Origin of the sequence: Streptomyces sp. NPDC001406, assembly GCF_042895285.1 — a bacterium.
Taxonomy (GTDB): Bacteria; Actinomycetota; Actinomycetes; order Streptomycetales; family Streptomycetaceae; genus Streptomyces.
This window is the reverse complement of the sequence record NZ_JBIAWG010000019.1, coordinates 67,939-94,144: the sequence shown is the minus strand read 5'-3', so window position 1 is coordinate 94,144 and position 26,206 is coordinate 67,939. Positions and strand designations below refer to the sequence as shown.

Below are 26,206 nucleotides of genomic sequence, written 5' to 3'. Positions count from 1 at the left end.
TTGAGCGCACCGGTGGAACGGAGAGTGTTCAGGACCGGTAGGTCGGCCGCGGATCCGGCGGTCGGTCGAGCCGCCGGACCATCGGATCGAACCCCGCGCGGGCGGGGAGCACCTTGAGGGTGAACGGATTCATCGGTATCGCCCTCGGACCACCCCCGCTGCCGCGGGGACCAAGCCTGATCAGCGTGGATGCCCCGCCGGGGGCCGACCGGCCGCGCACCCGAGCATCACCCGGACGGACTACAGCGTCAGCCCCCGCACCAGCAGATCGATCAAGGCGCACACGAACAGACTGATCCCGATGAATCCGTTGGTCGAGAAGAACGCCCGGTTCAGGCGGGACAGGTCATGTGGGCGAACAATCGTGTGCTCGTAGACGAACGCGGCCGCGACGATCAGCAGGCCCAGCCAGAAGAACGCGCCGGCGCCGGTGAGTACGGCGTACCAGACGAACAGGGCCGTGGTGAGGGTGTGGCAGGCGCGGGCGCCCCAGATGGCCGCGGGGATGCCGAAGCGCGCCGGGACCGACATGACGCCGATCTCGCGGTCGGTCTCGACGTCCTGGCAGGCGTAGATCAGGTCGAAGCCGCCGATCCAGATGCCGACGGCGAGGCCGAGGACCACCGCGTCCCAGGACCACGTGCCCGAGATGGCGAGCCAGCCGCCGACCGGGCCCATCGCCTGGGCGAGGCCCAGGATCGCCTGCGGGAAGTTCGTGAACCGCTTGCCATAGGGGTAGACCACCATCGGGATCACCGCGATGGGGGCCAGGGCCAGACAGAGCGGGTTCAGCAGGGCCGCCGAGCCCAGGAAGATCACCAGCGCGATCAGCGCGCCGGTCCAGGCGTGCTTCACCGACATCGCGCCGGTCACCAGCTCACGGTGGGCGGTGCGCGGGTTACGGGCGTCGATCTCGCGGTCGATGATCCGGTTGACCGCCATGGCGAACGTACGCAGGCCGACCATGCAGATCGTGACCAGGAGCAGCCGTCCCCAGTGGATGTTCTTGTCCAGCTCGAACATCGCGGTCAGTGCCGCGATGTACGCGAAGGGCAGGGCGAAGACCGAGTGCTCGATCATCACCAGGCGCAGGAACGCCTTGGTGCGTCCTGGCTGCGGGAGTGCCGCGGAGGCGCTGCTCACAGGCCGTACTCCTTCCAGCGACGGTCCACCAGGGCCGCCGTATCCGGGTCCGACAGGACCATCTCCGGCCATCCGCCGTCCCTCGTGTAGCCCTCCTCGGGCCACTTCCTCGTCGCGTCGATGCCCGCCTTGCCGCCCCAGAACTGCTGGTAGGAGGCGTGGTCGAGATGGTCGACGGGCCCCTCGACGACCGTGAGGTCACGGGCGTAGTCCGTGTTGCCGAGGGCCCGCCAGGCGACCTCGTGCAGATCGTGCACATCGCAGTCGGCGTCCACGACGACGATCAGCTTGGTCAGGGACATCATGTGGGCCCCCCAGATCGCGTGCATCACCTTCTGCGCGTGCTTCGGGTACTTCTTGTCGATCGAGACGATCGCGCAGTTGTGGAAGCCCCCGGCCTCGGGCAGGTGGTAGTCCACGATGTCCGGGACGATGATCTTGAGGAGGGGGAGGAAGAAGCGCTCGGTGGCGCGGCCCAGCGGGCCGTCCTCGGTCGGGGGCCGGCCGACGACGATCGACTGGAGCAGCGGCCGCTTCCGCATCGTCACGCAGTCGATCTTCAGCGCCGGGAAGGGCTCCTGCGGCGTGTAGAAGCCGGTGTGGTCACCGAAGGGGCCCTCCGGGAGCATCTCGCCGGGCTCCAGCCAGCCCTCCAGGACGACCTCGGCGTTCGCCGGGACCTGGAGCGGGACCGTCTTGCAGTCGACCATCTCGATGCGTCTGCCCGCGATGAAGCCGGCGAACAGGTACTCGTCGATGTCACCGGGGAGCGGGGCGGTCGAGGCGTAGGTCACGGCCGGGGGGCAGCCGAAGGCGATCGCCACCGGCAGGCGCTCCCCGCGCCGGGCCGCGACCTGGTAGTGGTTGCGGCTGTCCTTGTGGATCTGCCAGTGCATGCCGATGGTGCGCCGGTCGTGGCGCTGGAGGCGGTAGAGCCCGAGGTTGCGGACCCCGCTGTCCGGGTCCTTGGTGTGCGTGAGCCCCAGGTTGAAGAAGGAGCCGCCGTCCTGCGGCCAGGTGAACAGCGCGGGGAGCATGCCGAGGTCGACGTCGTCGCCCTGGATGACGACCTCCTGCACCGGAGCGTCCTTGACCTTCTTCGGCGGCACGTGCGTCATCGAGCCGAGCTTCCCGAACGCCTCGCGCACCCCGACGAAGCCGTGCGGCAGTTCGGGTCTCAGCAGCCCGCCGATCTTGTCGCTGATCTCGCCGTACGACTTCAGGCCGAGCGCTTTCAGCAGGCGCCGGTCGGTCCCGAAGACGTTCATCGCGAGGGGCATGGCGGAGCCCTTCACGTTCTCGAAGAGCAGCGCCGGACCGCCGGACTTCTGCACCCGGTCGACGATCTCCCCGACCTCCAGATACGGGTCGACCTCGACCTTGACGCGCTTGAGGTCGCCCTCGCGTTCCAGCGCCCTGAGCAGGGAACGAAGATCGTCGTAAGCCATGTGACCCAGTATCGGCCACGGGCTAACCTGGGCCCGTCACCGGGGCCGTCTCACTCTGTCGAGGGATCTCACGCCAATGCTCAGGTATCTCCCCTTCCTGCTGGTCCTGGCGCTGTGGATCTACGCGTTCGTGGACTGCCTCAACACGCCCGAGGAAGAGGTGCGCGGGCTGCCGAAGGTGGCGTGGGTCGTCATCATCCTGCTCTTCGGCGAGGTGCTGGTCGGCCCGGTCGCCTGGCTGATCGCCGGCAAGGTGCGGACCCCGGCCCCCGCCCCCTGGGTCGCCCCCGACGACAACCCCGAGTTCCTGAAGTCCCTCAGGAAGGACGAGCCCGAGGCCGAGTGATGGAGCTCCGGCTGCTCGTCACCTTCGTGGGGCGTCCTGCCGATGGGCTCATCGGCGCCGCCGATGAGCCCGGGTCACCGGCGTCAGCGCAGGCGGGACGAGGACAGGATCGACAGCAGGTGGGCCGGGACCATCACCCAGGTGATCACGGCGAGCGCGCCCAGCGCCCAGCGGGTGGGCTCGATGCCGCCGGTGATCTCGCCGGCGAGCGCGGCGACGAGCAGCACCAGGGACGCCTCGATGCCGTTGGTGACGCGGTGGATCTTGAAGGCGGCGGCCAGCCTGCGCACCGTCGCGACGCCCTGGGAACGCGGCCGGGTCGCCTCGTCGTCGGCGACGGTCAGTCCGCGCCGGGCGCGTGCCACGTCCACCAGGTCGGTGGAGGCCTTCAGCAGGACGACACCGAGCGCGGTGGCGATGCCGACCGACACCCAGCCGCCGTAACCCGAGCGCGCCGCGTGGAAGCCGGCGCCCGCCATCAGCGCGGCGTCCGCGAGATAGGCGCCGAGGCGGTCGACGTAGATGCCCGTCGCGCTGTTCTGCCCCTTCCAGCGGGCGACTTCGCCGTCCACGCAGTCGAAGAGGAGGAACAGCTGCATCAGCACGGCGGCCAGGACGGCCCCCGTCGGACCAGGTATGAGCAGGGCCGCGCCGGAGGCGATCCCGCACACCACCATGGTCCAGGTCAGCTGGTCCGGGGTGATGGGAGTACGCACCAACTGCCGGGTGAACCGCAGCGAGATCTTCCGCATGTACAGCCGGCCCGCCCAGTGCTCGCCGTTGCGGCTCGCCAGCTTGGCCTGCGGCTGTACGACCTCCCGCAGCTCCTCAAGAACCGGAGCGGCAACCATGACTTCCTCCCACCACCGGGGGCCGACTGCCGCTTCGCGCGGCGATTGATCGGGCCAGGGTACAGAGTGGGTTTCCCGGCGCTTTACCGAGGCCACCCCTGAAGGCCCCCGCACGTTGGGCATGTTGTCCCGGCGCCCGTGCCCGTGCCCGAGGAGAGTGAACGCATGGATCAGCAACAGGCCCGCGCCTGGCTCGCCACCGCCGTCGCCGAGGCCCGCGCCGGGCTCGCCGAGGGCGGCATCCCGATCGGCGCGGCCCTCTACGGCGCCGACGGCACCCTCCTCGGCCGCGGCCACAACCGCCGTGTGCAGGACGGCGACCCCTCGATGCACGCGGAGACGGCCGCCTTCCGCGCGGCGGGGCGACAGCGGTCGTACCGGGGCACCACGATGGTGACCACCCTCTCGCCCTGCTGGTACTGCAGCGGCCTGGTCCGCCAGTTCGGCATCTCCCGGGTCGTGGTCGGTGAGGCGGCCACCTTCCACGGCGGCCACGACTGGCTGGCCGAGCACGGCGTGGAGATCGTGCTCCTGGACGACCCCGAGTGCACGGCACTCATGCATGAGTTCATCGAGAACAACCCGGCCCTGTGGAACGAGGACATCGGTGAGTGAGCCCCGGCCCCGCATCCCGACGATCGATCTGCGCCCCTGGCTCGGCGGTGACGCCGAGGCGCGCGGGGACATCGCCCGTACCGTCGACCGCGCCCTGCAGACCGCCGGATTCCTGCTCGTGACCGGGCACGGGGTGGAGCCGGGGCTGCGCTCGGCCGTCCGGGAGGCCGCGCGCCGGTTCTTCACGCTGCCCGTCGAGGCCAAGCAGGCGTACGAGGCGAAGGTCGGCGGACGTGGGTGGCTCGGGCCGGGGGCGGAGGCCAACGCGTACGCGGAGGGGACCGAGACCCCGCCCGATCTGAAGGAGTCCCTGACCTTCGCGACGCACGAGCCGTTCGAGGACCCGGTGGTCAACGCCGAGTGGTACGCGCCCAATGTGTGGCCGGGCGAGGTTCCCGAACTCCGGCCGCTGTGCGAGCGGTATCTGGGGGAGATGGCCGCGCTGGAGAAGCGGCTCCTTTCCCTGCTCGGTCACGCCCTCGGGCTCGAACCGGACTTCTTCAGCCGTCACATGGACCATCCGACGTACGGCTTCAACATCAACTGGTACCCGGGGACCGAGGTGATCGGCGAGCCGCTGCCGGGGCAGTTCCGGATCGGTCCGCACACCGACTTCGGGACGGTCACCATCTTGGACCGGCAGGCGGGCAGGGGCGGGCTCCAGATCCACACGGACGAGGGCGGATGGCGGGACGCACCCTTCGACCCCGCCGCATTCACCATCAACATCGGTGATCTGATGGCCCGTTGGACCGGAGACCGATGGCGGTCGGGGCGGCACCGCGTGCTCCCGCCGCCCTCGGACGCACCCACCGAGGAGCTGATGTCCCTCGTCTACTTCGGCGAATGCACCCCGGGCACACTCGTCGAGTCCGTCCCGGCCCCGGTGGGACGGGTGGCGTACCCGCCCGTCGACTCACATGTGTACCTGCGCGAGAAGCTGGACTCGATCACCGTCGATTGATGTGCCTGATCATGTCGACAGTTTCGTAATCCAACGGACACCACGCGATCTGGTACGAAGCAACTCCCCCTTTCTACACTGGCGTTGAGGGGGGATGCGGTGCACAGACGTCTGCACGGACGGGGGGCCCTGTTCGACACGGATCCGGCCGGCCTGGCTCCGAGGCTCGTGGGTCTGCGCCCCTACCAGCACCGTGCACATCCGTTCGAGCACCCGGCGGAGCCGCCCTTCGTCATGCTCACCGGCGCGCGGGGCCTGGGCAAGAGCGCGGTGCTCGGCGAGTTGCGGGAGGCCTACAAGGGCCACACGCCGGTCGCGTTGGTCGACTGTGCGGACGCGCAGTTCGCGGGGCCGCCCGCGGACCGGCCCGCCGAGTCCTGGTCACCGGTGGCGCAGGCACTGCTGGTCATCGCCGAGCAGCTCGCGGAGCCGGTGACCGGAGCCGGCCGGATCACCTTTCCCCGGCTGATGTCGGGCCTGGTGGCGGTGGCGGCCGGCGGCTGGAGCGACGCCGACTCGGAGCGGATCCGGCGTGAGGTCGAGCGGATCCTGCTGCTGAACGAGAGCGGATCGTGGATCAGCGGCTTCGCCGGGCGCTGGGCCGGGAAGGTGGCAGCCAAGGTGGTCGCCGCGGCGACCGGCAGCGGGCCGTTCCTGTCGGGGGCGATCGAGGCCACCCTGGAATCCGTCGCGGAGGGCTTCGCGAGCCGCCGGCATCAGAAGGCGTCGGTCTGGTACCGGACGTATCCGAACGCGGGCGGGCACGCCCAGCGCGGGCTGATCCTGCTCTCCGGACACTTCCGGGCAGGCGGCACCTCCCGCGAGCACGCCGAGCGCCATCTGGTGCGGGCCCTGCTCGCCGATCTGACGGAGGCGTACGCGGGCGTGCTGCCCCGTATGCAGCGGCTCGGGCGGCCGCTCGTGCTCATCGACAACGCACAGGTCGCGCCCGGTCCGGGGCTCATGGAGGCGGTACTGCGGGACCGCTCCGAGGCCATGACCGACCAGGTGGCGTTCATCGGCGCGCTGCGCGGCGACGGGCGGGAGAGCTTACGCAACGCCGTACGGCATGCGCTGCCGGAGGTGGCCCGGCGCAGCGACTGGACCCCGGACGCCGCCGTGCCGTCCTCCCGGGCGCTGCTGGTGTCGCTGCCGCCGCTCACCCCCGACGACACCCTGCACATCGTGGGCGCCGTCTGCGACGAGACACCGGTACCGCCCCAACTCCCGCACGCCACACACCGGCTGACCGGCGGCAACCCGCTCGGCATCGTCGTGCTCGCCGAGTCGGCCGCGCAGAACCTGCCGCAGGCGGCATCGCTCGGCGAACTGCTCACCGCGGACGTCCGGCTGCACGAGGACCACGCCGGCTCCCCCACCTATCTCGAACTCCTCGACCGGCTGGTGCCCGCCGACCGGCTGGACGAGCTGACCGTGCTGGCCGCGGCCCACGACCACGACTCGGCCTGCGCCCTGGCCGCGGCCCTGCTCCCGGACGACTTCGGCCCGGCGGACGTACGGGCCCTGCAGACCCGGCTCGCCCAGGAGGGACTGCCGGGCGCGCCGGGCCAGTTCGTCGGCGATCCCTTCGTACGGACACTGCTGCTGCTCCGGCTGCATCTGCGGGAGCCCGACCACGGGCAGTGGCGCACCGCCCACGAAACCCTGATCGCACACTACGAGCAGGCCACCGAGCCCATGGACGCGTTCCGGCTGCACCACGAACTCGCCCTGGGAACGACCGAGTCGGCGGTCGCCCAGCTGCGCGACACCTTCCACTCCCTCGACACCCGCGCCTGGCTGCGCACGCTCCGCTTCGTCGCGTCGGCACCGTACTTCCACGCGCACGACGCCGAGGGCCGCGACTTCGGCGGCCGGGGCGACCGGCGGGCCGCCGTGGCCCTCGGCCGGACGGACGCCGCCCAGAACGTGCCGGAGGGCGTGGACGCCGTACTGCACCTGCGGATACGGCGGTTGCTGCACGCGATGTGGCAGCTGGCCGATCCGCTGGTACTGCCCGATCCGAGGGTGTGCGACCGGCTGCGGTTCGAGCTGGAGCAGTTGTCCAATCTGCGGCCCGCGGGCAACGCGCTGCTGTGGCGGGCCTCGCGGGACTGGCCGGCGGCCGCGCTCGCCGGGCGGGCACCGGCCGGCCCGGACGACGAGGACGACCCGGATGACCCGGACGACCGGAGCGGGGAGGCGTGATGGCACGCAGGGGTCTGGGCACATGGCTGCGCGAGGGCGTCTGGGAGATCCCGCTCCGCCGCTATCTCGCGCTCCTGGTCGCGGCATGCCTGGTGACCGGCCTGGTCCTCGCCGTGCGCACCCTGACCCACGACGACCGCTCCTGCGCGCCCGGAGTGGCACGCCCGAAGGACAGCGACGAGTGCGTGGGCGTGGCGACGACGGCGTACGACTTCGGGCATCCCGAACTCCGGGACACGGTACGGGCGATCGAGCGGGAGAACGGCCGCCTGAAGCCCGGGAGTTATGTGACGGTGGCGATGATGCTGCCGTACACCGCGACCGCCGCGGCCAGCCTCAGCGACATACAGCACGAGTTGCAGGGCGCCTATCTGGCGCAGTACCGGGCGAACCACGACTCCAACGGGGAGGCCCCGGCGATCCGGCTGGTGCTCGCCAACCCGGGGGCCACCGGCGCCCATTGGCGGCAGATGGTCGACCGGCTGGCGCACATGACGACCACCTCGGACCGGCTGCGGGCGGTCGCCGGTGTGGGGCAGAGCACCGACAACAACAAGAAGGCCGTCAGGGAGCTGACCCGGCTGGGCATCCCGCTGGTCGGCTCCTCCATCACCGCCGACGACCTGGCCAACGGCCAGGGCGACAAGGACCCCTTTCCGGGGCTGGCCCGGGTCTCGCCGACCAACACCGACGAGGCCCGTGCGCTGGCCTCCTTCGCCAAGGTCGGCGCGGGCAAGGCGCTGCTGGTGTACGACAAGCCCGGGGACCCGTACACCCGGACGCTGCAGAAGTCGTTCGCGGCGCTGATCAAGGGGTCGCCCTACGAGCCGCAGCCGTTCACCCCGCCCGCCGACCGCACCCAGGAGGGCACGACCGCCAACACCTTCCGGCAGATCACCCATCTGGTGTGCGACACGTCCAAGGAGACCGACACGATCCTGTTCGCGGGCCGGCACACCCAGCTGCGGCAGTTCATCAACGCGCTGGGCGGACGGGGCTGCCAGGAGCGGAAGTTCACGGTGCTGACCGGGGACGAGGGCTCGTATCTGACCGGCGAGAAGGACCTGGACCGCGCCGCCCTCAGGCACAACCTGGCCGTCCGCTACACCGCCCTCGCGCACCCGGACGCCTGGGTGAGGGACCCCGCGAGGACGGGGGGCTCGGCGGCGGACGCCCAGGTGCTCCAGCGGCAGCTGGCGAGCGGCAAACGGCGGCCGGTCGGGCCGATCGGCCCGGTCGCCCTGGACGACGGGCAGCTGATCATCGCGTACGACGCCGTCCAGCTGGCCGTGCACGGCATCCGCGAGGCGGTCCCGGACGGACGGAAGATCCCGGCGCTCGCCGATGTGGGACTGCAGTGGCCGCAGGTCAAGGGCTCGCTGCGGGTCGACGGGGCGAGCGGCTGGATCTGTCTGGACGTGCACGGCAACCCGTACGACAAGGCCGTGCCGATCGTGGAACTCTCCCCGGAGGGCGGCTCGCGGTTCGTGCGGATCGCCTGGCCGGAGGGGAAGCCGCCGGCGAAGGAGTGTCTGCCGCCGTCCTAGGCCGCGCCCTCGACGACCTCGATCAGGCGTTCGAATCGGGTCCGCCAGCGATGCTCGGACTCCCCGTCCCCCCGGAACTCATGGGTGAAGCGCAGGGCGCTCCCCGTCTCCCCGTCCCGCTCCAGATGGAAGCGGACCCGGCCGCCGCCCTCCAGCGTGTACTCGGCGACCCGGTCCACGTCCCATGCGGTGATGTGCCCGCTACCCAGGTCACGCAGCGTGACCGCACCCCCCAGCCGGGGTTCGAGGACGTCGGCGACGGTGAACCAGCCCGCGAGCCCCTCCGGGGTGGCGAGCGCGGGCCAGACCTCGCCCATGGGACTCGGGAGCCGCACCAGGAAGTGGAGGATGTGCGTGTTCCCATGGGTCTGGCTGATGCCCTGTTCGATGGAACCGCTCATGACACCAGCCTGACCCGTCACGCAGGGTTCCGCACTTACACGCCCGCGTAGGAGTGCTTGCCGCTCACGAAGATGTTGACGCCGTAGTAGTTGAACAGCCAGCAGCCGAACGCGATCATCGCGAGGTAGGCGGCCTTGCGGCCCTTCCAGCCGGCCGTGGCACGGGCGTGCAGATAGCCGGCGTAGGCGACCCAGGTGATGAAGGACCAGGTCTCCTTGGGGTCCCAGTTCCAGTACCGGCCCCAGGCGTCGCCCGCCCAGATCGCGCCCGCGATGATCGTGAACGTCCACAGCGGGAAGACGGCCGCGTTGACGCGGTAGGCGAACTTGTCCAGCGAGGCGGAGGCGGGCAGCCGCTCCAGGACGGAGGTCGCGAACGTGCCGGGCTTGCCGCCGCTGACGAGCTTGTTCTCGTAGGAGTCCTTGAACAGGTACAGGATCGTGGCGACCGCGCCGACGTAGAACACCGCGCCGCAGAAGATCGCGGTGGAGACGTGGATGTACAGCCAGTACGAGTGCAGGGCCGGGACCAGCTGGTCGCTCGCCGTGTACAGGACGGTCACCGCGAGGCCCAGGTCGAGCAGGACCGTGGTGATGAGGAACAGGCCCATCCAGCGCACGTTCTTCTTCAGCGCCAGCAGCCCGAGGTACACGCCGACGGCGACCGTGGAGAACGTGATGTTGAACTCGTACATGTTGCCCCACGGCGCCCGCTGCACGGAGGCCGCGCGGGCGACGACACCGCCGAGCTCCACCAGGAAGGCGAGCACGGTCAGGGACACGGCGATACGGCCGTAGAGGTCGCCCTGCTCGTCACCGCCGTGAGCGCCGGGGCCGTCCGGCACGTCCCGGGCGCCGGCCGAGGACCGGACGACGACCTTGGGCCGCTCCAGGACGGCGGTGCCCCCCGCCCGCTGCACGGTGACCGCGGGCGCGGCAGCCTTCTTCGACGCGTCGGCGGTGAGCGCCGCGGCCGTACGGCCGACCTTGCTGCGGCTGCCGAGCAGCCACTCGGCGATGTACGCGAAGAAGGCCAGGGTGTAGACGGCCATGGACGAGTAGATCAGCGTGTTGCTGATGCTCGCCAGATGCTCATTGGTCGCGATGGCGAGATCGGTTGCGGCGGCGAGAGTCACTTCTCAGCCCCTTCGGCAGGTACGACTTCGGGGTCGGGGGTTTCTGCAGGGTCGTCGGGGTCGGGTGCCCCCGGCGCCTGGTCGTAGAGGTTGCCCGCGAGGTCGCCCAGTTCCTCGGGCACCTTGGCGGACTCGCTGCGGCCGAGGCCGGCCATCTCGACGACGGTCACGCCGTCGGCGCCGCGCACGGCCCGCACCCAGACGCGGCGGCGCTGGATGAACAGGGACGCGGCCAGACCGAAGATCGCGGCGAACGCGCCGCCGAGCGCCCAGCCGCTGCCGGGCTCCTGGACGATCTCGAAGCCGGCCCACTCCTTGATGTCCTTCTCGAAGGTGATCGAGCCGGCGCCGTTCGGGAGCTGCGCGGTCTCGCCGGGCTTCAGATTGACCCTCAACTGCCGGCCCTTGGCGTCCTTGAAGGCCTTCATATGGGTCTTGTCGAGCTGGTACACGCTCTGCGGCAGACCCGAGTTGACGCCCAGGTCGCCGTGGTACGGCGCCAGGTTGAGCACCGGGTTCAGCAGCGACGGGAACTGCGAGAGCACCGAGGCGCCGCCGCCGTAGGTCGGCAGGAAGAAGGCCTGGATGCCCAGCTGCTCGCCGGTGCCCTTGGCGTCCTTGTAGCCGTCCATGACCTTGACCACGCCGTTCGAGGTGACGTTGCCGTCGAGCGGGAGCAGCGGCACGGCGTCGCGGTAGACGACGGTGCCCTTGCCGTCCCGGACCGTGATGACCGGCGCGTAGCCGTGGCTGACCAGGTAGACCTTGGAGTCGCCGATCTTCAGCGGCTCGTTGACCTTGATGGTGGTCGACTTCTGCTTGCCGTACGCGCCGTCCGTGTAGGTGATGCCGGCCTGGAAGGTGCGCGGGGTGCCCCGGTTCGGGCCGGTGAGCTCGTAGGTGGCCCGGAAGTCCTTGAGGTCGAAGCTGAACGGCACCAGGTCGTCGGTGGTGAAGAGGCTGCCGGACTTGAAGTCGTCGTACTGGATGATCGAGTTGGCGAAGCCGTTGCCCTCGACGACCAGCTTGGTGCCGTCCGACTTGTACAGCTGGCCCGAGGCGAAGGCCACCAGCATCACGATCAGCGCGATGTGGAAGACCAGGTTGCCCAGCTCACGCACATAGCCCTTCTCGGCGGCGACGGCGTCACCCGCGACATGGGCCCGGAAGCGGCGCTTCTTCAGCAGGGCGAGCGCGGCCTCGCGGACCTGCTCGGGGTCGGCCTCGGTGCGCCAGGTGGTGTAGGCGGGCAGCCGGGTCAGCCGCTTGGGCGCGGCCGGCGGGCGGCTGCGCAGCTGGCCCACGAACTGCCAGGTGCGGGGCACGATGCAGCCGATGAGGGAGACGAACAGCAGGATGTAGATCGCGGAGAACCACACCGAGCTGTAGACGTGGAAGAGGCCGAGCTTGTCGTAGACCGGCGCGAGCGTCGTGTGGGTCTTGCGGAAGTCGTCGACCTTGGTGGCGTCGGTTCCGGCCTGCGGGATCAGCGAGCCGGGGATCGCGGCGAGCGACAGCAGCAGGAGCAGCAGCAGCGCGACCCGCATGGAGGTGAGCTGCCGCCAGAACCAGCGGATCCAGCCGATGACGCCCAGGGAGGGCAGGTTCGGCAGCTCCTCCTGGGGTGCCGTGGACAGCTGGGAGCCGGCGGCGCCCAGGTCCTGGTCCTCGGCGCCGGCCGCGGAGTTGTCCGTTGTGGTGTTGCTCATCGGTCAGATCCCCACATTGAAGCCGGTGGACCAGGTCTGCATCTGGCTCACGAGACTGTCCCACGCCCCGGTCAGCAGCAGCACACCGGTGGCGACCATCATCGTGCCGCCGATGCGCATCACCCACACATAGTGGCGTTTGACCCAGCCGAAGGCGCCGAGGGCCTTGCGGAAGGCGACGGCGGTGAGGACGAAGGGCACGCCGAGGCCCAGGCAGTAGGCGACGGTGAGTACGGCGCCGCGGCCGGCGCTCGCCTGCTGCGAGGAGAGGGCGACGACGGAGGCGAGGGTGGGACCGATGCAGGGGGTCCAGCCGATGCCGAACAGTGCGCCGAGGAGGGGCGCGCCCACCAGGCCCGTGGCGGGGCGCCGGTGGAAGCGGAACTCACGCTGGGTCAGCCAGGGCATCATCCCCATGAAGAAGACGCCCAGCAGGATCATGAGCACGCCGAGCACCTTGGACAGCGTGTCCTTGTACTCCTGCAGGGTCTGCCCGAAGTAACCGAAGAGCGCGCCGCCGGAGACGAAGACGGCCGTGAAGCCGAGCACGAACAGCGAGGCGCCGGCCACCATCCGGCCACGGCGGGCCTCGCCCAGGTCGGTACCGGTGACCCCGGTCACATAAGAGAGGTAGCCGGGGACGAGGGGCAGGACACACGGCGAGAAGAACGAGACGAGGCCGCCGAGCACGGCGATCGGCAGGGCCAGCAGCAGGGCGCCGCTGTAGACGGTCTCGTTCTTGCCCACCAACTCCGCGGCGAGCGGGACAAACGCACTCACGTCACTTCTCCGCGAGGACCGGCTTGAGCATCTTGAGCAGGTTCTCCTCGCTGAGCGCCTCCAGGGCGCGCGCGGCGATCTTCCCGTCCCGGTCGATGACCAGCGTGGAGGGGATCAGCTGCGGGTTGAGCGTGCCCTTCTTGAAGCGGAGCATCAGCTTGCCCGTCGGGTCGTACAGGCTGGGGTAGGTGATCCCCTGCTCCTTCTCGAAGGCGATCGCCGGGGTGGTGCTGGTGTCCCGGGTGTTGATGCCGACGAACTGGACGCCCTTGTCCTGGTAGTCCTTGGAGACCTTGGCGAAGTACTTGCCCTCGGCGCGGCACGGACCGCACCAGGAGCCCCACACGTTGACGACGACGACCTTGCCCTTGTAGTCGGCGACATCGAGGGTCTTGCCGTCGATGGTCCTGCCGGACAGGTCGGGCGCCGGGGAGCGGTGGCCCTTGGCGGCCGTGTCGATGCCGTTGTTGCCCGTGACGAAGTTGGTGTTGCCGCCTCCGCCGGAGGTGCCGCCGGAGGTGCACGCGGACAGGGTCAGCGCCGCTGCGGCGGCCGCGGCGGCAAGCAGGAGGCGGCTACGGGTGGTCATGTGAAAAGTTTCGCATGTCCGTTCCGAGGATCTTGGGCACCCCCCTTGCGGGCGGAAACCCGCATTTCAGGCCGCGTTCGAGGCGGCTCCGGAGGCCAGGAAGGTCTTCCAGCCGCCGACCGGCTGCTGCCCGACGTCCAGCGTACGCAGTTTGCCGAGCACCTGCGGCCGCTGTACGTCCAGCCAGTCCACGAACTGCCGGAAGGAGACCATCCGTACGTCCGCGCCCTTCTCCTTCTCGCGCGCGATGTGCTTGAACGCCTCCTCGACGGCGTCCATGTAGATGCCGCCGTTCCACTGCTCGAAGTGGTTGCCTATGAAGAGGGGTGCGCGGTTTGTCTCGTACGCCCGCTTGAATCCGGATATGTAGGACTGCGCCGACTGCTGCCGCCAGCCCGGGTAGTTGTGGGCGGGCGCCTTGGTGGAGTTGACCGACTGGTTGGCGAGCATGTTGTAGTCCATCGACAGGACCTCGAAGCTGCGGCCGGGGAAGGGTATCTGCTGCAACGGCAGGTCCCAGATCCCCAGCTTCTTCTGCGGCCACACCTGACGGCCGCCGGGCGAGGAGGCGTCGTAGCGCCAGCCGAGCTCGCGGGCGGTGGGCAGCAGGTTGTTCTGGCCGAGCAGGCAGGGAGTACGGCCGCCGGCCAGCTCCTTGTCGTAGTCGAACGGCAGCGACGGCAGGTCGGTCCATCCGCTGTTGGTCCGCCACTCCTTCACAAAGGCCTTGGCCTGCTGGATCTCGCTCTTCCACTGCTGCGGGGTCCAGTTGCCGACGGTGCCGCTGCCGGAGCAGAAGTGGCCGTTGAAGTGGGTGCCGATCTCATGGCCCTCCAGCCAGGCGCGGCGCACGTTGGTCAGCGTGGCCTTGACGTGGTCGTCGGTGAGGTAGCCGATGTCGGAGGCGCCGCGCGGGTTGTTCGGCGGGTTGTAGAGCCGCTTCTTCGACTCGGGCAGCAGATACAGCCCCGAGAGGAAGAAGGTCATGCTCGCGCCGTGTTCCTTGGCGAGGTCGAGGAAGCGCGGGAAGAGACCGTTGCCGACCTCGCCCGCCCCGTCCCAGGAGAAGATCACGAACTGCGGCGGGGTCTGCCCCGGCTCCAGCGGCTCGGGCTTGGCGGGCTGGTGGGGCTGCTTGCCCGTGAAGGACGTGGAGCCGTCCCCGATGGGCCGGCCGGGACGCCCGCCGCCCTTGCCGCCGTTTTTGCCCCCGGAGCGGCCCTCGTCGGAACCCGAACCGTGTCCGTCCCCGTCTGAGGCGGTGAGAGTGCCGCAGCCCGCGAGACCGGCGGCGGCCGCGGCGCCCGCGCCGAGGCCGAGTATTCCCCTCCGGGAGAAGGTGCGCATTGAGAACCCCGATTCATCACGTCCTGCTGGTGGTCACCCACTCAGAGGGCATGACGAACCGGTAGGTTCCATCACTTGTTCTATATTTCGCAACGAACGCGACAAAATCGTCCTAAGGGGCCCCGGAATGGGGCCCCTTGACGGTGTGTCAGGCTGTCAGGCGCCGAACGCCTTGCTCTGCCCCTTCACCGGCTTGGCGCCGGAGAGCAGATGGGCGGGGACGAGGTCCCGCGCCGGCTCGGTGTAGCCGACGGCCACGATCTTGTCGCCCTGGTAGGTGAAGGTCGTCAGCGAGGCGAGCGTGCACTGCCGTCTGCGCGGGTCGTGCCACAGCCGCCGCCGCTCGACGTACGACCGCACGATCCAGATCGGCAGCTGGTGGCTGACGAGCACGGCCTCGTGCCCGCGCGCCCGGTCCTTGGCCGCGTTGAGCGCGCCCATCATCCGTACGACCTGGTCGACGTACGGCTCGCCCCAGGACGGCCGGAAGGGGTTGACGAGGTGCTTCCAGTTGCCGGGCTTGCGCAGGGCGCCGTCCCCGACGCCGAAGGTCTTGCCCTGGAAGACGTTCTCGGCCTCGATGAGCCGCTCGTCGGTGTCGAGGTCGAGCCCGTGCGCCTTGGCGATCGGGGTCGCGGTCTCCTGCGCCCGCTCCAGCGGGGAGGCGACGGCATACGTCACGTCCCGGGGGGCGAGGTGCTCGGCGACCCGGTCGGCCATCTGCCGCCCGAGCCCGGAGAGGTGGTAGCCGGGCAGCCGCCCGTACAGCACCCCGTCCGGGTTGGCTACCTCGCCGTGCCGCATGAGGTGGACGACGGTGATGTCGTTGCTGCTGCTCACGCGGTGGCCTCCGCGGCTGCTCGGGCCGCCGCCGGGAGGGCGTCGGCGATCTTCTGGATGGCCCGCTCGTCGTGGGCCGTGGACACGAACCAGGACTCGAAGGACGACGGCGGCAGATAGACACCGCCCGCCAGCAGCGCGTGGAAGAAGGCGGTGAAGCGGAAGGACTCCTGCGCCTTGGCGTCCTCGTAGCTGCGCACGGGGCGGTTGGTGAAGAAGACGGAGAACATGTTGGAGGCGGTCTGCAGCTGGTGCGCGACACCCTCCTTGGTGAGGGCCTCGGTGACGAGACCCTGGATCTGCGCGGAGACGGCATCGACCTTCTCGTACGCCGCGTCGTCCAGGAGCCGCAGCTGGGCGAGGCCCGCGGCGGTGGCCACCGGGTTCCCGGAGAGGGTGCCGGCCTGGTAGACGGGCCCGGCGGGCGCGAGGTGCGCCATGACATCGGCGCGCCCCCCGAAGGCGGCGGCGGGGAACCCACCGCCCATGACCTTCCCGAAGGTCATGAGGTCGGGCCTGACCCCGTCGATCCCGTACCACCCGGAGCGGCTGGTCCGGAACCCGGTCATGACCTCGTCGGAGATGAAGAGGGCCCCGTTGCGGTGGCAGGCGTCCTTCAGTCCCTGGTTGAACCCGGGCGCCGGCGGCACGACACCCATGTTGCCGGGCGAGGCCTCGGTGATCACACAGGCGATCTCGCCGGGGTGCCGGTGGAAGGCCTCGTGCACGGCCTCCAGGTCGTTGTACGGCAGCACGATCGTGTCCCCGGCCTGGGCACCGGTGACGCCGGGCGTGTCGGGCAGCGCGAACGTCGCGACGCCGCTGCCCGCCGCGGCGAGCAGCGAGTCGACGTGGCCGTGGTAGCACCCGGCGAACTTGATCACCTTGGCTCGCCGGGTGAACCCGCGCGCCAGCCGGATCGCCGACATGGTGGCCTCGGTCCCGCTGGACACGAGCCGCACCTGCTCGACGGGCTCGACGCGCGCGACGATCTCCTCGGCGAGGGCGACCTCGCCCTCACCGGGCGTGCCGAACGACGTACCGTGCGCGACGGCCTCCTGGACGGCGGCGATGACCTCGGGGTGCGCGTGCCCGAGGATCATGGGCCCCCAGGAGCAGACGAGATCGACGTACTCCCGCCCGTCGGCGTCGGTCAGATACGGGCCGGTGCCGGACACCATGAACCGTGGCGTACCGCCCACGGCCCGGAAGGCGCGCACCGGGGAGTTCACGCCGCCGGGCGTGACGGCGGCCGCACGGTCGAACAGAGCCTGCGAGGCAGGTGCTTCGTACGGATAGGGCATTTCGCTCATGACGTGCGACTTCTCCGACTTCTCGGGCTCCGGTTGCGTAGTGACCTCATCAGGGTAGGACGCCCTCGTCACCGCTCCGACAATCACGTCGCCGTTGCCGGGCCGACCCGGCGCCATCTGCGAGACTGGGAGCTGATACACACAGCTGATACAGACAGCTCAAGACACAGCTCATACGGCTCATGGTGTTCAGAGGCTGCGAAGATCCTGCGGACTGGTGTTTCAGCGCACGTTTCGGCGGGCGGCCGTGGGGGAGGTCACTGACACGATGATCGGGTTGCGCGGCGGGGGCCACGCGTCCTAGAAAAGCAGTCGGGTGGAGATATGCATCGCGGTGGCGGACTGGGCGAGGGGACTGATGACCTGGGTCCTCGACGTGCCCGGCGGGGAAGGCACCGACGCGACGCGGAGGAGACCGAGGCACGTCAGTCACACGGGGCACCGGGTGAGTCGGAGCGTGACGAGCGACGTATCGAACGTCGGATCGATCCGCTGAGAACGGGGAGCAGGAATGGTGGTCGGGTGGGGGTGACGTACAAATACTTCGGCGCGCCCGACGGCGCGACCGCGGCCCGCGTCCCGATCTCGATGCGCCCCGAGGAACTCGGCGGCGACGAGCTCGGCATGAACGGCATGTTCACCAAGATCAAGCCGGAGACGATGGCCGCGATGGTGCTGACCGGCATCGAGGGCGTACCCCTGCACAAGGTCCCGCCCCTGGAGCTGGTCGTCCTGCACCCCGACTACGCCGTCGTAAAACTCCCGATGACGGTGGTGGACCCGCTGCGGGGCATAGGCGAGGAAGCGGTGGGCGCGGCGGCCTTCATCTGGTCCACGGTCCCGGACCGGGGCGGCCCGCGGGACGCGTTCAACGTGTACCAGCTGCTGCACGAGTGGCAGGACTTCAGCCACCGCTTGCATGAGGCGGGGCATCAGCCGTATTGCTTGGTGTGGCCCTGAGCTGGGGATTCGTGGTGTTCGGGCGGGGTTTTCGGACCCCGCCTTTGTCATGTGCCGGGGAGGGCCGTCAGGCGGCCAGGGCACGTTGAGGGCACATTGGTTTCGCGGGCCCTCAGCCAGCGCCGTCCCGCACGAGCACTGACCTGGCGCATCCGCCGCCTCGGCGAAAGACACGCACCCGGCCCACGAGCCCAAGCCGCCAAAGCGCACCACGTCGAGGGACACCCCGCCGCTCCGCGCACGCAGCAGCCTCAGGCACCGTGGCGCTGATCACCTCTGTGCCCGGCCGCCACCGTCCGGCCTGGGCGCCTGGGGTTTGCGGTGCTTGCCGGTGCCGGAGCCGAGCGGCTTCGGCACCGGCCCTGGCGGTGAAGGCTCGTTGGCCTCCGGGTACAGGATGGCTTTGGCGTCGACCAGCCTGGCGGCGAACCCGTACAGCTCCCATGCGTGCCCGTTCCAGCGCTCGATGGCGCGGGGTGCATCCGGGTTCAGATGCGAGGCCCTGGGCTCGTCGCCGGGCACGACAGGCACGGCGCGAAGTCGGCCGATCCTCGCGTCACGGCGTTCCGCCCAATCCTTCAGCGGTTCGTCGTCCATCCTGGCGTTCCTCGCGTCGGTGGCGGCTGTCTCAGGAAGGTAGCGCCCACTGTGGACCGTTCGGGTTCCCGAGCCAGACGGCCTGCTGGTCGCGGGAGACAGTAACGCCGAACGCCGCGGTGTTCGGTGAGCCGTATTCCTCCCAGGCGGCCACCGCCGACTCGACCGCGTCCCACAGGCGGCGGGGGCCGCCCTGCCTGACCTGCCAGCCGCCGTCCGTGGGAGCGAGGACCGCGAAGGAATCGGTAACGCTGTCCAGTAGAAACATGCTGACCGGGCCGCCGTCGACCGCCATCGAGAAGAAGCGGGCGTTCGGCGCCGCAAGCTGCGCCATGAACGCCGACCCGGAGCTGGTGAGAAGCTCGGGCCCGCGTACGGCTTTCCGTACTGTCCCGTCGTCGGGGCCCGGCACCATGCCGAGGCTCTCCGGTGCGTCCTGCTGGCGGGCGATCATGAAGCTCGGGTCGTCCTCGCTGAACCAGCCGCTCGCGCTGTCACCAGTGACGATGAGTTTGGCCAGGCCGAGGGAGCGCATCCAGCCGCGAAGGGTGGTGAGGATGACGCCGCCCGGCCGGACCTGTGCCAGCCAGGCGGGCGGGATGCTGCGGAAGCCACACGTGGCGATCAGCCGGTCGTACGGGGCTCCGTCGGGGTGGCCGGCGCGACCGTCCCCCACCAGCAGCTGGGGGGTATGACCGGATCCGGTGAGGGCGTGGCCGGCTCGTCGGGCCACGCCCTCGTCCGTCTCGATCGAGGTCACGCTCTCGCTACCGAGCCGGTGGCACAGCAGTGCTGTCGAGTAACCGGTTCCGGTGCCGATCTCCAGCACATTCATGCCGTCCTGCACATCCAGGTCTTCGAGCATCCGCACCACGAGGCTCGGCAACGTCGACGACGAGGTCGGGGCCGCGTTGCTGATCGGCTTCGGGGCGGCCCAGTCGATGTCCCGACCGTCGAACTGGGTTATCCATGTCTCGTCGGTGTAGACGAGCCGGAGCCACTCCTCCTTGCCGAACGTCTCCTGTGTGACCGGCTCCCAGGTGGTGACGCCCGGGGCGTGGCTCTCCCGGTAGAAGCGCGGGATGAACCTGTGGCGGGGCACGGCCTCCACGGCGGCCCGCCACTGCGGCGAGCGCAGCCGGCCGTCCTTCTCCAGTTGCCGGGCGAGCCGGCGCCGGAGATCGGCTGCGGCCGTCTCGATGTCGGTTTCACTGGCCACGGAGTCCTCCTTCCAGGAGATCGGCGAGTGCTGCCGTCATCGGCTGACCGGTCGGCGGCTCCATCCATGCCCACTGCCCGGAAGGATTGCACTCGATGAAGATCCACTCGCAGCGGTCGGTCAAAGCGAAGTCGAACGCCCCGAAGACGAGTCCGAAGTGCTTCAGATAGGCCCTCATCGACCGCTCCACCGCGGGTGGCGCGGGAAGCGGCGTGTATGTGTGAGTGCCGTAGTCCGTACGCCAGTCGAGGAGACCGGAGTCGATCCGCACGGCGAAGATCTGCTCGCCGATCACAGTCACCCGGATATCGGCAACCTTGTCCACCCGCTTCTGGAAGAGGTGCATGGTGCCGGATACGGAGTCGTCGATCTCGTCGGCGGTCACCTCGGTCACGGGGACGGTCTGGGCCTTGCCGTCGACAAGGTAGAGCGGAACCGAGATCGGCTTGAAGATGACAGGGCCGTGCGCCCTGACGAAGGCCCGCGCGTCGTCGGGAACGTTGGTGATCAACGTCGGCGGAAGCGTGAAGCCGACCGCCGCCGCTGCCGCGAGCCCGGCTGGCTTGTACTCGGCGTCGCCGATGCGGTTGGGGTGGTTGACGTACAGGCAGCCGGGGAGCGAGGTGAGGATGCCGCCCAGCCCGTAGCGGGCGTGCGCGATGGCGAATCGCTCGTCCTGGCTGTCGAGGTGGGGGAAGGCGAACCCAGAGGGGCGCCGGTAGTACATGGACCTGACGGCGCCCAGGTCGGCGCGTCTGCTCGGGGTCTGCACGCTTCCTCGCCACCTGTCGGTGTCGCCGATGGAGGCGGAGCACGACAGAGTGGCCGGGAAGTCACCGGAGTCGAACCGCGCGACCGGGACACCCCGGTCGTGCAGCTCGGTGATCACGATGTCCGCGGTCGGGTCGTCGAGGTTCGTGACCACCAGGACCGGACGATCGTTGCTCGTCACTGGAGTCACTGGTCGGTGTCGTTCCCCGTGTCGCTGTCCGGGGAGTCGCTGTTGCGGTCGCCCTGGCCCGTGGTGCCGGTGGACGGGTTGGTACCGGACGATGTGCCGTGCCCCGGGGACATGGTGGGCGTTCCGGACGCGTCCAAGTACCGGGCGGCCTGCGTCGCCGGGTCCAGTTCCACCGTCACGTAGTCCGGGGCCTCGACGGGCGGGTACGGGGCGATGCGGCGCAGGCCCCAAGGAGCAGTGGTCAGTTGTCCCTGCGGCAGCGGACTGCCAGTGGGAAATCGGTCCATGTAGTTGAACACGGTGTTTCCTTCCTCTGTGGACGTTCTGAGCTTTCGACTGCCTTGTTCGCCCGCCCGACGCCTCGGACATCGAGTTGCCGAGCGGAGGTTGTGGAGCACCGGTCGCCCCTTGGAGCGGGGTCAGACCGACGCGAGAACTTGCCGACGGAGTCCCTCAAGCACGCGCGCTAGGAGCGCTATCTCCGGTTCCCTGGACTCGACCGCGCCCCGGCCATCCTCAAACCAGCGGTCGAGACGTCGCTGATACTCGATCTCCGCCCACGTGGCCTCGGTTCGGATTTCCCCGAGCACAAGGGCCGCCTCCATGTGCAGCCGGAGGAGATCCGCAGGCGTGATACGCAACGGCTCGGCGAACGTCGCGGTCTCGGAGCCACCTGTCGAGCACATGGGGTCGAGGATGTTGATTTCCACGCAGGCTTCCGGGCTGGGATCGTCCAGCAACTCGTCAGCGGGCATCAGCCGTAAGAGCACGCGCGGTTTCAGCACTTGGCCGGCGCTTCCAGCTCGGCCCACACGACCTTGCCCCAGCGCTTCCGGTCGTATCCCCATCTCCAGCTGAGGGCCTCGACAAGGAGCAGGCCGCGCCCCTCCTCGGCGTCGTCGTCGGGGCTGCCCAGCTCGGGGCCTTCGCTGCAGGTGTCGGCGACGCCGATACGCACCACGCCGTCGCTCGGGCGCGTGACCAGGACACGGACCTTCCGGCACCGGGTGTGGTCGATGGCGTTGTTGACCAGCTCGGCCACGATCTGCACCCCGACCTCAGCCAACTCGCCTATGCCCCACGTGCTCAGCGCGGCGGAGACGAGCATGCGGGCCCGGCGAGCGGATTCCGGCTCGCACGGCAGCGTCTCGGTGTAGCCGGGGGTACCGGTCGCAGTAGGTCGGGCTGCGGTCGTGGTCACAGGTACATCCCTCCGGGGTGGCCGCCCGCCCCCGCGACGGGGTGGCGCCGGGGCGGGCTCTCCTCCAAGCCGTCGAGGAAGGGGGGAATCAGGACCTCGACGGGCTGATACCGAGTCAACGGCCTGTGGCCCGTGAGGAACAGGAAAGGTCGTGCCCGCGCTGTTCGCCCCGGCCCGGAAGACTTTGCGTTCCCGTGACCTGGGGTCTGGTTCGGTCGGTGACCGCCGGTCTACGGTCGGTGGCATGGGAGCGAACGCCGTCCTCAAGAGCCGGATGAAGGAACTCGGGCTCACCCAGGACGAATTGGCTGGTCGGATGAACACTGCGCTGGCAGAGATCACCGGCAGACCCGGCGACGTCTCCGCCCGCACAGTCCGCAACCTGCTCAACGGAACGTCCCGCCGCCCCATCGGCCGTACATGCGCGGCGCTGGAGCGGGTGTTCGGCTGCCCCGTCGAGGACTTAGGGTTCAGCGCACCACGCACCATGCACCACCCGCAGGAGGACCCTGTGCGGCGTCGCACCTTCATCACCTCGGCCACCGGGACCGCAGCCGCCGCGGCTCCCCTGATCGCCCAGCGCCGCGCGGTCGGCATGTCAGATGTGGCTCGGGCCGCCGCCGGGATGAACGCCCTCGTCGAAACCGACGACCGCCAAGGTGGTCACGCCGAGTTGGAGAGGGCGGCGGTGAAGGGCCGCGAAGACGTACTGGAGTTGCAGCAGCGCAACGCCGGCGAACGCGTCCGCCGAGCCCTGTATGCGCTGGCCGCCGAGTACTCCACCATCGCGGCCTGGTCCTGCATCGACGCCCGCAACCTCGACCAGGCACAACGGCACCTGAACGAATCCGCGACGTACGCCGGCCTCTCCCAGGACGGCCTTACCGAAATGCGGGTGTGGGTCAACCTCTCCATGCTCGCCTACCAGCGCCACAACTGGCCGGAAGCGCTCGCAGCAGCGCAGGCCGCGCAAGCCTCCCCGGCCGCACGACGGGACCCGTTCTTCGACTCCCTGGGGCGCGTCCGCACCGCCCTCGCCTACGCGGCCCTAGGCGATGGCCGCATCGCCGGGCGATCCCTCGGATCGGCCCAAGACGCCTTCACCAAGACTCCGGACCGCGAGCGCCCGCGCTGGACGGCCTTCTACGGCCAGGCCGAACTCGATCACCTCGCCGCCATCGTCCACTACAACAGCGGACACCACGCCCACGCAGAAGCCATGGCTCACCGGGCCCTGGCCAAGATCCCGACGGCCTTCCGGCGTAACACGGCGCTCGCGACGGCCCAGCTCGCTCTTGCCCAACTGCACCAAGGGGACGCCGAACAAGCCACAGGGACAGCCGCCGACGTCTTCACGATCATGGATGGCGATCCCCTGCCCGGCCGTATGCGCACGCTCATCGGCGACTTCCACCGGGGCCTGTTCGCCCTGTCCCCCTCCGCCTCCTACGCACGAGACTGGGCAGACCGTATGCGAACCGAATGGAGTCGAGCGTGACCGACCTGCGTCACTTCCAGCACGGAAGCCTCCCCGAAGGCTTCCGGCAGATGCTCATCGACGTACACGCCGACGCCTACGCCGACCAGATGGACGACCCCTTCCACCAGCGCTTCGCCTGGTTCGTCGACCACTGGACCGGCATGGAGGGCTTCTCCTGCGTCGTGGCCTACGACGGAGAGGAACCCATCGGCTTCGCCTACGGCGCCCCGCTCGCCCCGGGCCGGGAGTGGTGGCGCTCCACAGGCTACGAGCCGAACAACGGCTACACGTCTACCTATGCCGTGTCCGAGGTGATGGTGCGCCCTGGCTGGCGCAAGCAGGGCATCTCCGAGCGATTGCACGAGGCTCTACTCAAGGAACGTACGGAGGACCTCGCCGTGCTCCTGGTCGACGTCACCCACCCCAAGGTGCAGGAACTCTATAAGTCGTGGGGGTACGCCAAAGTCGGCGAGCAGCAACCCTTCGCCGACTCACCCGTGTACGCGGTGATGGTCCAGGACCTTCGGGGCTGAATCGCCATCAGAGAGCGGCGAGTCGGCTGTCGAAGCCAGCATGCACAAGCCGCTCGTATGCGTCATACACATCTGTCGGTACGTTCTGCTCGACAGCGAAGCCGAGCTTCGGGTACTCGATCACCCGCTGCAAGTCACCGACGAGCATGTCGACGACGAGCTTCTCGTCGCCGATGGACTTGATGTAGTCCTCCAGCTCCAGCTGCTCGGAGGCGCACACGATCTCCACCTCAGGCCAGTGCTTGCGGCACGTCGCGTACGAGCGACGCTCCATGTACGGCTTGGAGATCAACAGCAACGACTCGACCTCCACACCGGCCTCGGCCAACAACTCGCGGGAGCAGGTGATGTTCTGGCCGGTGTTCGCGGCCTTCGGCTCGACCAGGATCGCCTCGTCCGGCACGCCCAGGCTAAGCGCGTGCTCGCGGAAGTGGACGGCTTCGCCTCGCGGGAAACGGGCACGGGTTGTGGGACTGTTGCCGCCGCTGAACACCACGACGGGGAAAAGGCCAGCGTGGTACAGATCAGCGGCAGTAGCGGCCACGCCCAGATCGTGGCTACCCAGTCCGATCGCCGCCGAGCAGGCGCGCGGACTGTGTCGCATCTGGTGGTGGTTCCAGATCAACATTGCGTCGTGGAACTGCTCGTCCGTCATCTGACGCTGCTGGTGCTGCGGCACCGGCACCTCCCTGTGATATCCGTCCACGACATTCCATCAGCGCTTGTCGGACGCCGCGGCCATCGGCCGTCGTACTGGTCTGAAGCACTTGGCCGACGGGGTGGCCCGGTTACACACCAGGCCGCCCGACATCCGACTTGACGATGCAGCGATATACGTAAATGCCGCGTGCCAGTATGATCTTCGCTCATACCCTCAAGCTGTGACAACCACTACTGAGGAAGATCAATACCTCAGACGGATCCTTGCACTGCTGGACAGCGCCACGCCTTCTTCGACACGAGGGCTCCCGCCTACCGCTTCATCGCCGACCGCTTCCTGCGACCGTCGTTCGAGCCCGACAAGGCGCCCCCGACGCCCCTCATGTCCTGGTGGCTACTCCTTTACAGCTTCTCGATGCTGGCCCGCTATCAGCCTCGCAAGTGGTCCGAGGCCCTGGATGTCGACAAGTCCGGCAGCGCAGCGGCCCTGGAGTACGCCTTGGACATAGCCCACGAAGTCATCCCCCATCTCGTACTTGAAGGGCTGGACCAGCAACCGATGCTGCTCGCCAAGCCGATGGCCTTCTGAGACCGACAGGGCACATCCAGGGCACATGAGCCTGGGAAACGGCGTTGACCTGTGAGAACTACGGAGAGAAGTTTCCCCAGGTCAGCGCACATTTCCCTGCGAAACCCCAGGTCAGCCCCATCCCCCTCCCAATCGCTGCACGAGTGGCAGGACTTCAGCCACCGGCTGCATGAGGCGGGGCACCAGCCGTGCTGCCTGGTGTGGCCGTGAGCCGGGGTTTCACTGATTTCGGGCGGGGTTTCCGGACCCCCCTTTGTGATGCCGTCGGTCGATCGTCACCCTGTGTCAGTGCTCTGCGGCATGATGACCGGCATGAACACGGAGATGCTGATAGACGTCTGGCAGCGGCTTCTCGCCGACCCTCGCAAGTCGTGGGTGCTGTTCGAGCACGGCACTTGTGTCGTGCTGACCACTCCGGAAGGGGAGCTTGCCGAACAGGCCACCGACCTCCTGAAGAAGTTCGGCCCGGCGCATGCCGGATCTTCGGCAGGAGACTTTGGGGTGATCGACCTCAAGGACGTCCAGGGATGGGTCGTCACCGGGCATCACAACGACGTTCTCACCTATGTCGGCCCTGATGAGCCGCAGGATCGGTCGGAGATCGCCGTCGGGCTGTTCGGACGTTCCAAGCGCCACCGGGACGGCACCGAGCTTCACGTCGTGCACGTCGAGGACAAACGAGGCTCAGCGGACCCAGCGTGAGTACCGCGCTTCATCGCTGGTCCTGCTCTTGTCCGCGAAAACCCGTTGGCGGGCCATGGCGGCCGCT

The 26,206-nt window shown here is 69.2% G+C and carries 27 protein-coding genes and 1 pseudogene; 10 read left to right on the top strand and 18 right to left on the bottom strand.

Going from position 1 to position 26,206, the window contains the following annotated elements; translation table 11 throughout:
• Nucleotides 1-240 precede the first annotated feature (240 nt).
• Nucleotides 241-1,143: a menaquinone biosynthesis prenyltransferase MqnP gene (mqnP, locus tag ACFY1J_RS37165; RefSeq protein ID WP_390711504.1), complete on the bottom strand. Its 903-nt coding sequence runs from the start codon at nucleotides 1,141-1,143 to the stop codon at nucleotides 241-243.
• Nucleotides 1,140-2,591: a menaquinone biosynthesis decarboxylase gene (locus ACFY1J_RS37160; RefSeq protein ID WP_390732747.1), complete on the bottom strand. Its 1,452-nt coding sequence runs from the start codon at nucleotides 2,589-2,591 to the stop codon at nucleotides 1,140-1,142. Before ACFY1J_RS37160 ends, mqnP begins: the two co-directional genes overlap by 4 nt.
• A gap of 76 nt (nucleotides 2,592-2,667) precedes the next feature.
• Here ACFY1J_RS37160 and ACFY1J_RS37155 point away from each other — a divergent pair.
• Nucleotides 2,668-2,934, top strand: a pseudogene (locus ACFY1J_RS37155) (PLD nuclease N-terminal domain-containing protein); the annotation flags it as partial.
• Between the two features lie 86 nt (nucleotides 2,935-3,020).
• Here ACFY1J_RS37155 and ACFY1J_RS37150 read toward each other — a convergent pair.
• Nucleotides 3,021-3,788 (bottom strand): CDP-alcohol phosphatidyltransferase family protein, encoded by a 768-nt coding sequence (locus tag ACFY1J_RS37150; RefSeq protein ID WP_390711502.1) that lies wholly within the window; start codon nucleotides 3,786-3,788, stop codon nucleotides 3,021-3,023.
• A gap of 165 nt (nucleotides 3,789-3,953) precedes the next feature.
• On the opposite strand from ACFY1J_RS37150, the gene ACFY1J_RS37145 reads away from it, so the two are divergent.
• The 4 genes from ACFY1J_RS37145 (at nucleotide 3,954) to ACFY1J_RS37130 (ending at nucleotide 9,122) form a co-directional block, all read left to right on the top strand.
• Nucleotides 3,954-4,403, top strand: coding sequence for a nucleoside deaminase (locus tag ACFY1J_RS37145; RefSeq protein WP_390711501.1), 450 nt, complete (start codon nucleotides 3,954-3,956; stop codon nucleotides 4,401-4,403).
• Nucleotides 4,396-5,367, top strand: coding sequence for an isopenicillin N synthase family dioxygenase (locus tag ACFY1J_RS37140; RefSeq protein ID WP_390732746.1), 972 nt, complete (start codon nucleotides 4,396-4,398; stop codon nucleotides 5,365-5,367). Before ACFY1J_RS37145 ends, ACFY1J_RS37140 begins: the two co-directional genes overlap by 8 nt.
• 99 nt (nucleotides 5,368-5,466) lie before the next feature.
• Nucleotides 5,467-7,575, top strand: coding sequence for a hypothetical protein (locus ACFY1J_RS37135; protein WP_390711499.1), 2,109 nt, complete (start codon nucleotides 5,467-5,469; stop codon nucleotides 7,573-7,575).
• Nucleotides 7,575-9,122, top strand: a complete 1,548-nt coding sequence (locus tag ACFY1J_RS37130; protein WP_390711498.1) for a hypothetical protein — start codon at nucleotides 7,575-7,577, stop codon at nucleotides 9,120-9,122. The genes ACFY1J_RS37135 and ACFY1J_RS37130 overlap by 1 nt, the downstream gene beginning before the upstream one ends.
• Here the strand turns inward: ACFY1J_RS37130 and ACFY1J_RS37125 are convergent.
• The 8 genes from ACFY1J_RS37125 to hemL all read right to left on the bottom strand — a co-directional run bounded on the left by ACFY1J_RS37125 (nucleotide 9,119) and on the right by hemL (nucleotide 17,237).
• Complete coding sequence (locus tag ACFY1J_RS37125; RefSeq protein ID WP_390711497.1) at nucleotides 9,119-9,523, bottom strand: hypothetical protein; 405 nt, start codon at nucleotides 9,521-9,523, stop codon at nucleotides 9,119-9,121. The genes ACFY1J_RS37130 and ACFY1J_RS37125 overlap by 4 nt on opposite strands.
• A gap of 35 nt (nucleotides 9,524-9,558) precedes the next feature.
• Nucleotides 9,559-10,659 carry a c-type cytochrome biogenesis protein CcsB gene (gene ccsB / locus ACFY1J_RS37120; RefSeq protein ID WP_390711496.1) on the bottom strand — a complete coding sequence of 367 codons (1,101 nt, stop codon included), beginning with the start codon at nucleotides 10,657-10,659 and terminating at the stop codon, nucleotides 9,559-9,561.
• Nucleotides 10,656-12,368 carry a cytochrome c biogenesis protein ResB gene (locus ACFY1J_RS37115; RefSeq protein WP_390711495.1) on the bottom strand — a complete coding sequence of 571 codons (1,713 nt, stop codon included), beginning with the start codon at nucleotides 12,366-12,368 and terminating at the stop codon, nucleotides 10,656-10,658. Before ACFY1J_RS37115 ends, ccsB begins: the two co-directional genes overlap by 4 nt.
• Nucleotides 12,369-12,371: 3 nt before the next feature.
• Nucleotides 12,372-13,148 carry a cytochrome c biogenesis CcdA family protein gene (locus ACFY1J_RS37110; RefSeq protein WP_390711494.1) on the bottom strand — a complete coding sequence of 259 codons (777 nt, stop codon included), beginning with the start codon at nucleotides 13,146-13,148 and terminating at the stop codon, nucleotides 12,372-12,374.
• Between the two features lies 1 nt (nucleotide 13,149).
• The gene (locus tag ACFY1J_RS37105; protein ID WP_390711493.1) at nucleotides 13,150-13,737 is read right to left on the bottom strand and encodes a TlpA family protein disulfide reductase; all 588 of its coding nucleotides are present in this window, start codon (nucleotides 13,735-13,737) and stop codon (nucleotides 13,150-13,152) included.
• A gap of 66 nt (nucleotides 13,738-13,803) precedes the next feature.
• On the bottom strand, nucleotides 13,804-15,084 hold the full coding sequence (locus ACFY1J_RS37100; RefSeq protein ID WP_390711492.1) for a hypothetical protein: 1,281 nt from the start codon (nucleotides 15,082-15,084) through the stop codon (nucleotides 13,804-13,806).
• Nucleotides 15,085-15,240: 156 nt separating this feature from the next.
• On the bottom strand, nucleotides 15,241-15,888 hold the full coding sequence (locus tag ACFY1J_RS37095; protein ID WP_390732799.1) for a histidine phosphatase family protein: 648 nt from the start codon (nucleotides 15,886-15,888) through the stop codon (nucleotides 15,241-15,243).
• Nucleotides 15,889-15,920: 32 nt separating this feature from the next.
• A complete protein-coding gene (hemL, locus tag ACFY1J_RS37090) occupies nucleotides 15,921-17,237 on the bottom strand; it encodes a glutamate-1-semialdehyde 2,1-aminomutase (protein ID WP_390711491.1) in 1,317 nt (438 codons plus the stop codon).
• 324 nt (nucleotides 17,238-17,561) lie between these two features.
• On the opposite strand from hemL, the gene ACFY1J_RS37085 reads away from it, so the two are divergent.
• Entirely contained in the window at nucleotides 17,562-18,197 is a 636-nt protein-coding gene (locus ACFY1J_RS37085) for a hypothetical protein (protein WP_363299752.1), read from the top strand.
• Nucleotides 18,198-18,467: 270 nt separating this feature from the next.
• On the opposite strand, the gene ACFY1J_RS37080 is transcribed toward ACFY1J_RS37085, so the two are convergent.
• The 6 genes from ACFY1J_RS37080 to ACFY1J_RS37055 all read right to left on the bottom strand — a co-directional run bounded on the left by ACFY1J_RS37080 (nucleotide 18,468) and on the right by ACFY1J_RS37055 (nucleotide 22,175).
• The gene (locus ACFY1J_RS37080; protein ID WP_390711490.1) at nucleotides 18,468-18,794 is read right to left on the bottom strand and encodes a DUF6087 family protein; all 327 of its coding nucleotides are present in this window, start codon (nucleotides 18,792-18,794) and stop codon (nucleotides 18,468-18,470) included.
• Nucleotides 18,795-18,825: 31 nt separating this feature from the next.
• Nucleotides 18,826-20,013 carry an ATP-grasp peptide maturase system methyltransferase gene (gene tgmC / locus ACFY1J_RS37075; protein ID WP_390711489.1) on the bottom strand — a complete coding sequence of 396 codons (1,188 nt, stop codon included), beginning with the start codon at nucleotides 20,011-20,013 and terminating at the stop codon, nucleotides 18,826-18,828.
• Entirely contained in the window at nucleotides 20,003-20,965 is a 963-nt protein-coding gene (gene tgmB / locus ACFY1J_RS37070) for an ATP-grasp ribosomal peptide maturase (RefSeq protein ID WP_390711488.1), read from the bottom strand. The genes tgmC and tgmB overlap by 11 nt, the downstream gene beginning before the upstream one ends.
• 5 nt (nucleotides 20,966-20,970) lie before the next feature.
• The gene (gene tgmA / locus ACFY1J_RS37065; RefSeq protein ID WP_390711487.1) at nucleotides 20,971-21,273 is read right to left on the bottom strand and encodes a putative ATP-grasp-modified RiPP; all 303 of its coding nucleotides are present in this window, start codon (nucleotides 21,271-21,273) and stop codon (nucleotides 20,971-20,973) included.
• A gap of 120 nt (nucleotides 21,274-21,393) precedes the next feature.
• Entirely contained in the window at nucleotides 21,394-21,729 is a 336-nt protein-coding gene (locus tag ACFY1J_RS37060) for a hypothetical protein (RefSeq protein ID WP_390711486.1), read from the bottom strand.
• Between the two features lie 23 nt (nucleotides 21,730-21,752).
• Nucleotides 21,753-22,175: an ATP-binding protein gene (locus ACFY1J_RS37055; protein WP_390711485.1), complete on the bottom strand. Its 423-nt coding sequence runs from the start codon at nucleotides 22,173-22,175 to the stop codon at nucleotides 21,753-21,755.
• Nucleotides 22,176-22,419: 244 nt separating this feature from the next.
• Here ACFY1J_RS37055 and ACFY1J_RS37050 point away from each other — a divergent pair, with 244 nt between their 5' ends.
• Together ACFY1J_RS37050 and ACFY1J_RS37045 are read left to right on the top strand one after the other, a co-directional pair.
• Nucleotides 22,420-23,673, top strand: coding sequence for a helix-turn-helix domain-containing protein (locus ACFY1J_RS37050; RefSeq protein WP_390711484.1), 1,254 nt, complete (start codon nucleotides 22,420-22,422; stop codon nucleotides 23,671-23,673).
• Nucleotides 23,658-24,188, top strand: coding sequence for a GNAT family N-acetyltransferase (locus ACFY1J_RS37045; RefSeq protein ID WP_390711483.1), 531 nt, complete (start codon nucleotides 23,658-23,660; stop codon nucleotides 24,186-24,188). Before ACFY1J_RS37050 ends, ACFY1J_RS37045 begins: the two co-directional genes overlap by 16 nt.
• Nucleotides 24,189-24,195: 7 nt before the next feature.
• Here the strand turns inward: ACFY1J_RS37045 and ACFY1J_RS37040 are convergent, their stop codons facing one another.
• The gene (locus ACFY1J_RS37040; protein WP_390711597.1) at nucleotides 24,196-24,843 is read right to left on the bottom strand and encodes a YdcF family protein; all 648 of its coding nucleotides are present in this window, start codon (nucleotides 24,841-24,843) and stop codon (nucleotides 24,196-24,198) included.
• Nucleotides 24,844-25,095: 252 nt separating this feature from the next.
• Here ACFY1J_RS37040 and ACFY1J_RS37035 point away from each other — a divergent pair, with 252 nt between their 5' ends.
• Nucleotides 25,096-25,437, top strand: coding sequence for a YaaC family protein (locus tag ACFY1J_RS37035; RefSeq protein ID WP_390711596.1), 342 nt, complete (start codon nucleotides 25,096-25,098; stop codon nucleotides 25,435-25,437).
• Nucleotides 25,438-25,749: 312 nt separating this feature from the next.
• A complete protein-coding gene (locus ACFY1J_RS37030) occupies nucleotides 25,750-26,139 on the top strand; it encodes a hypothetical protein (protein WP_390711482.1) in 390 nt (129 codons plus the stop codon).
• Nucleotides 26,140-26,206: the final 67 nt, after the last annotated feature.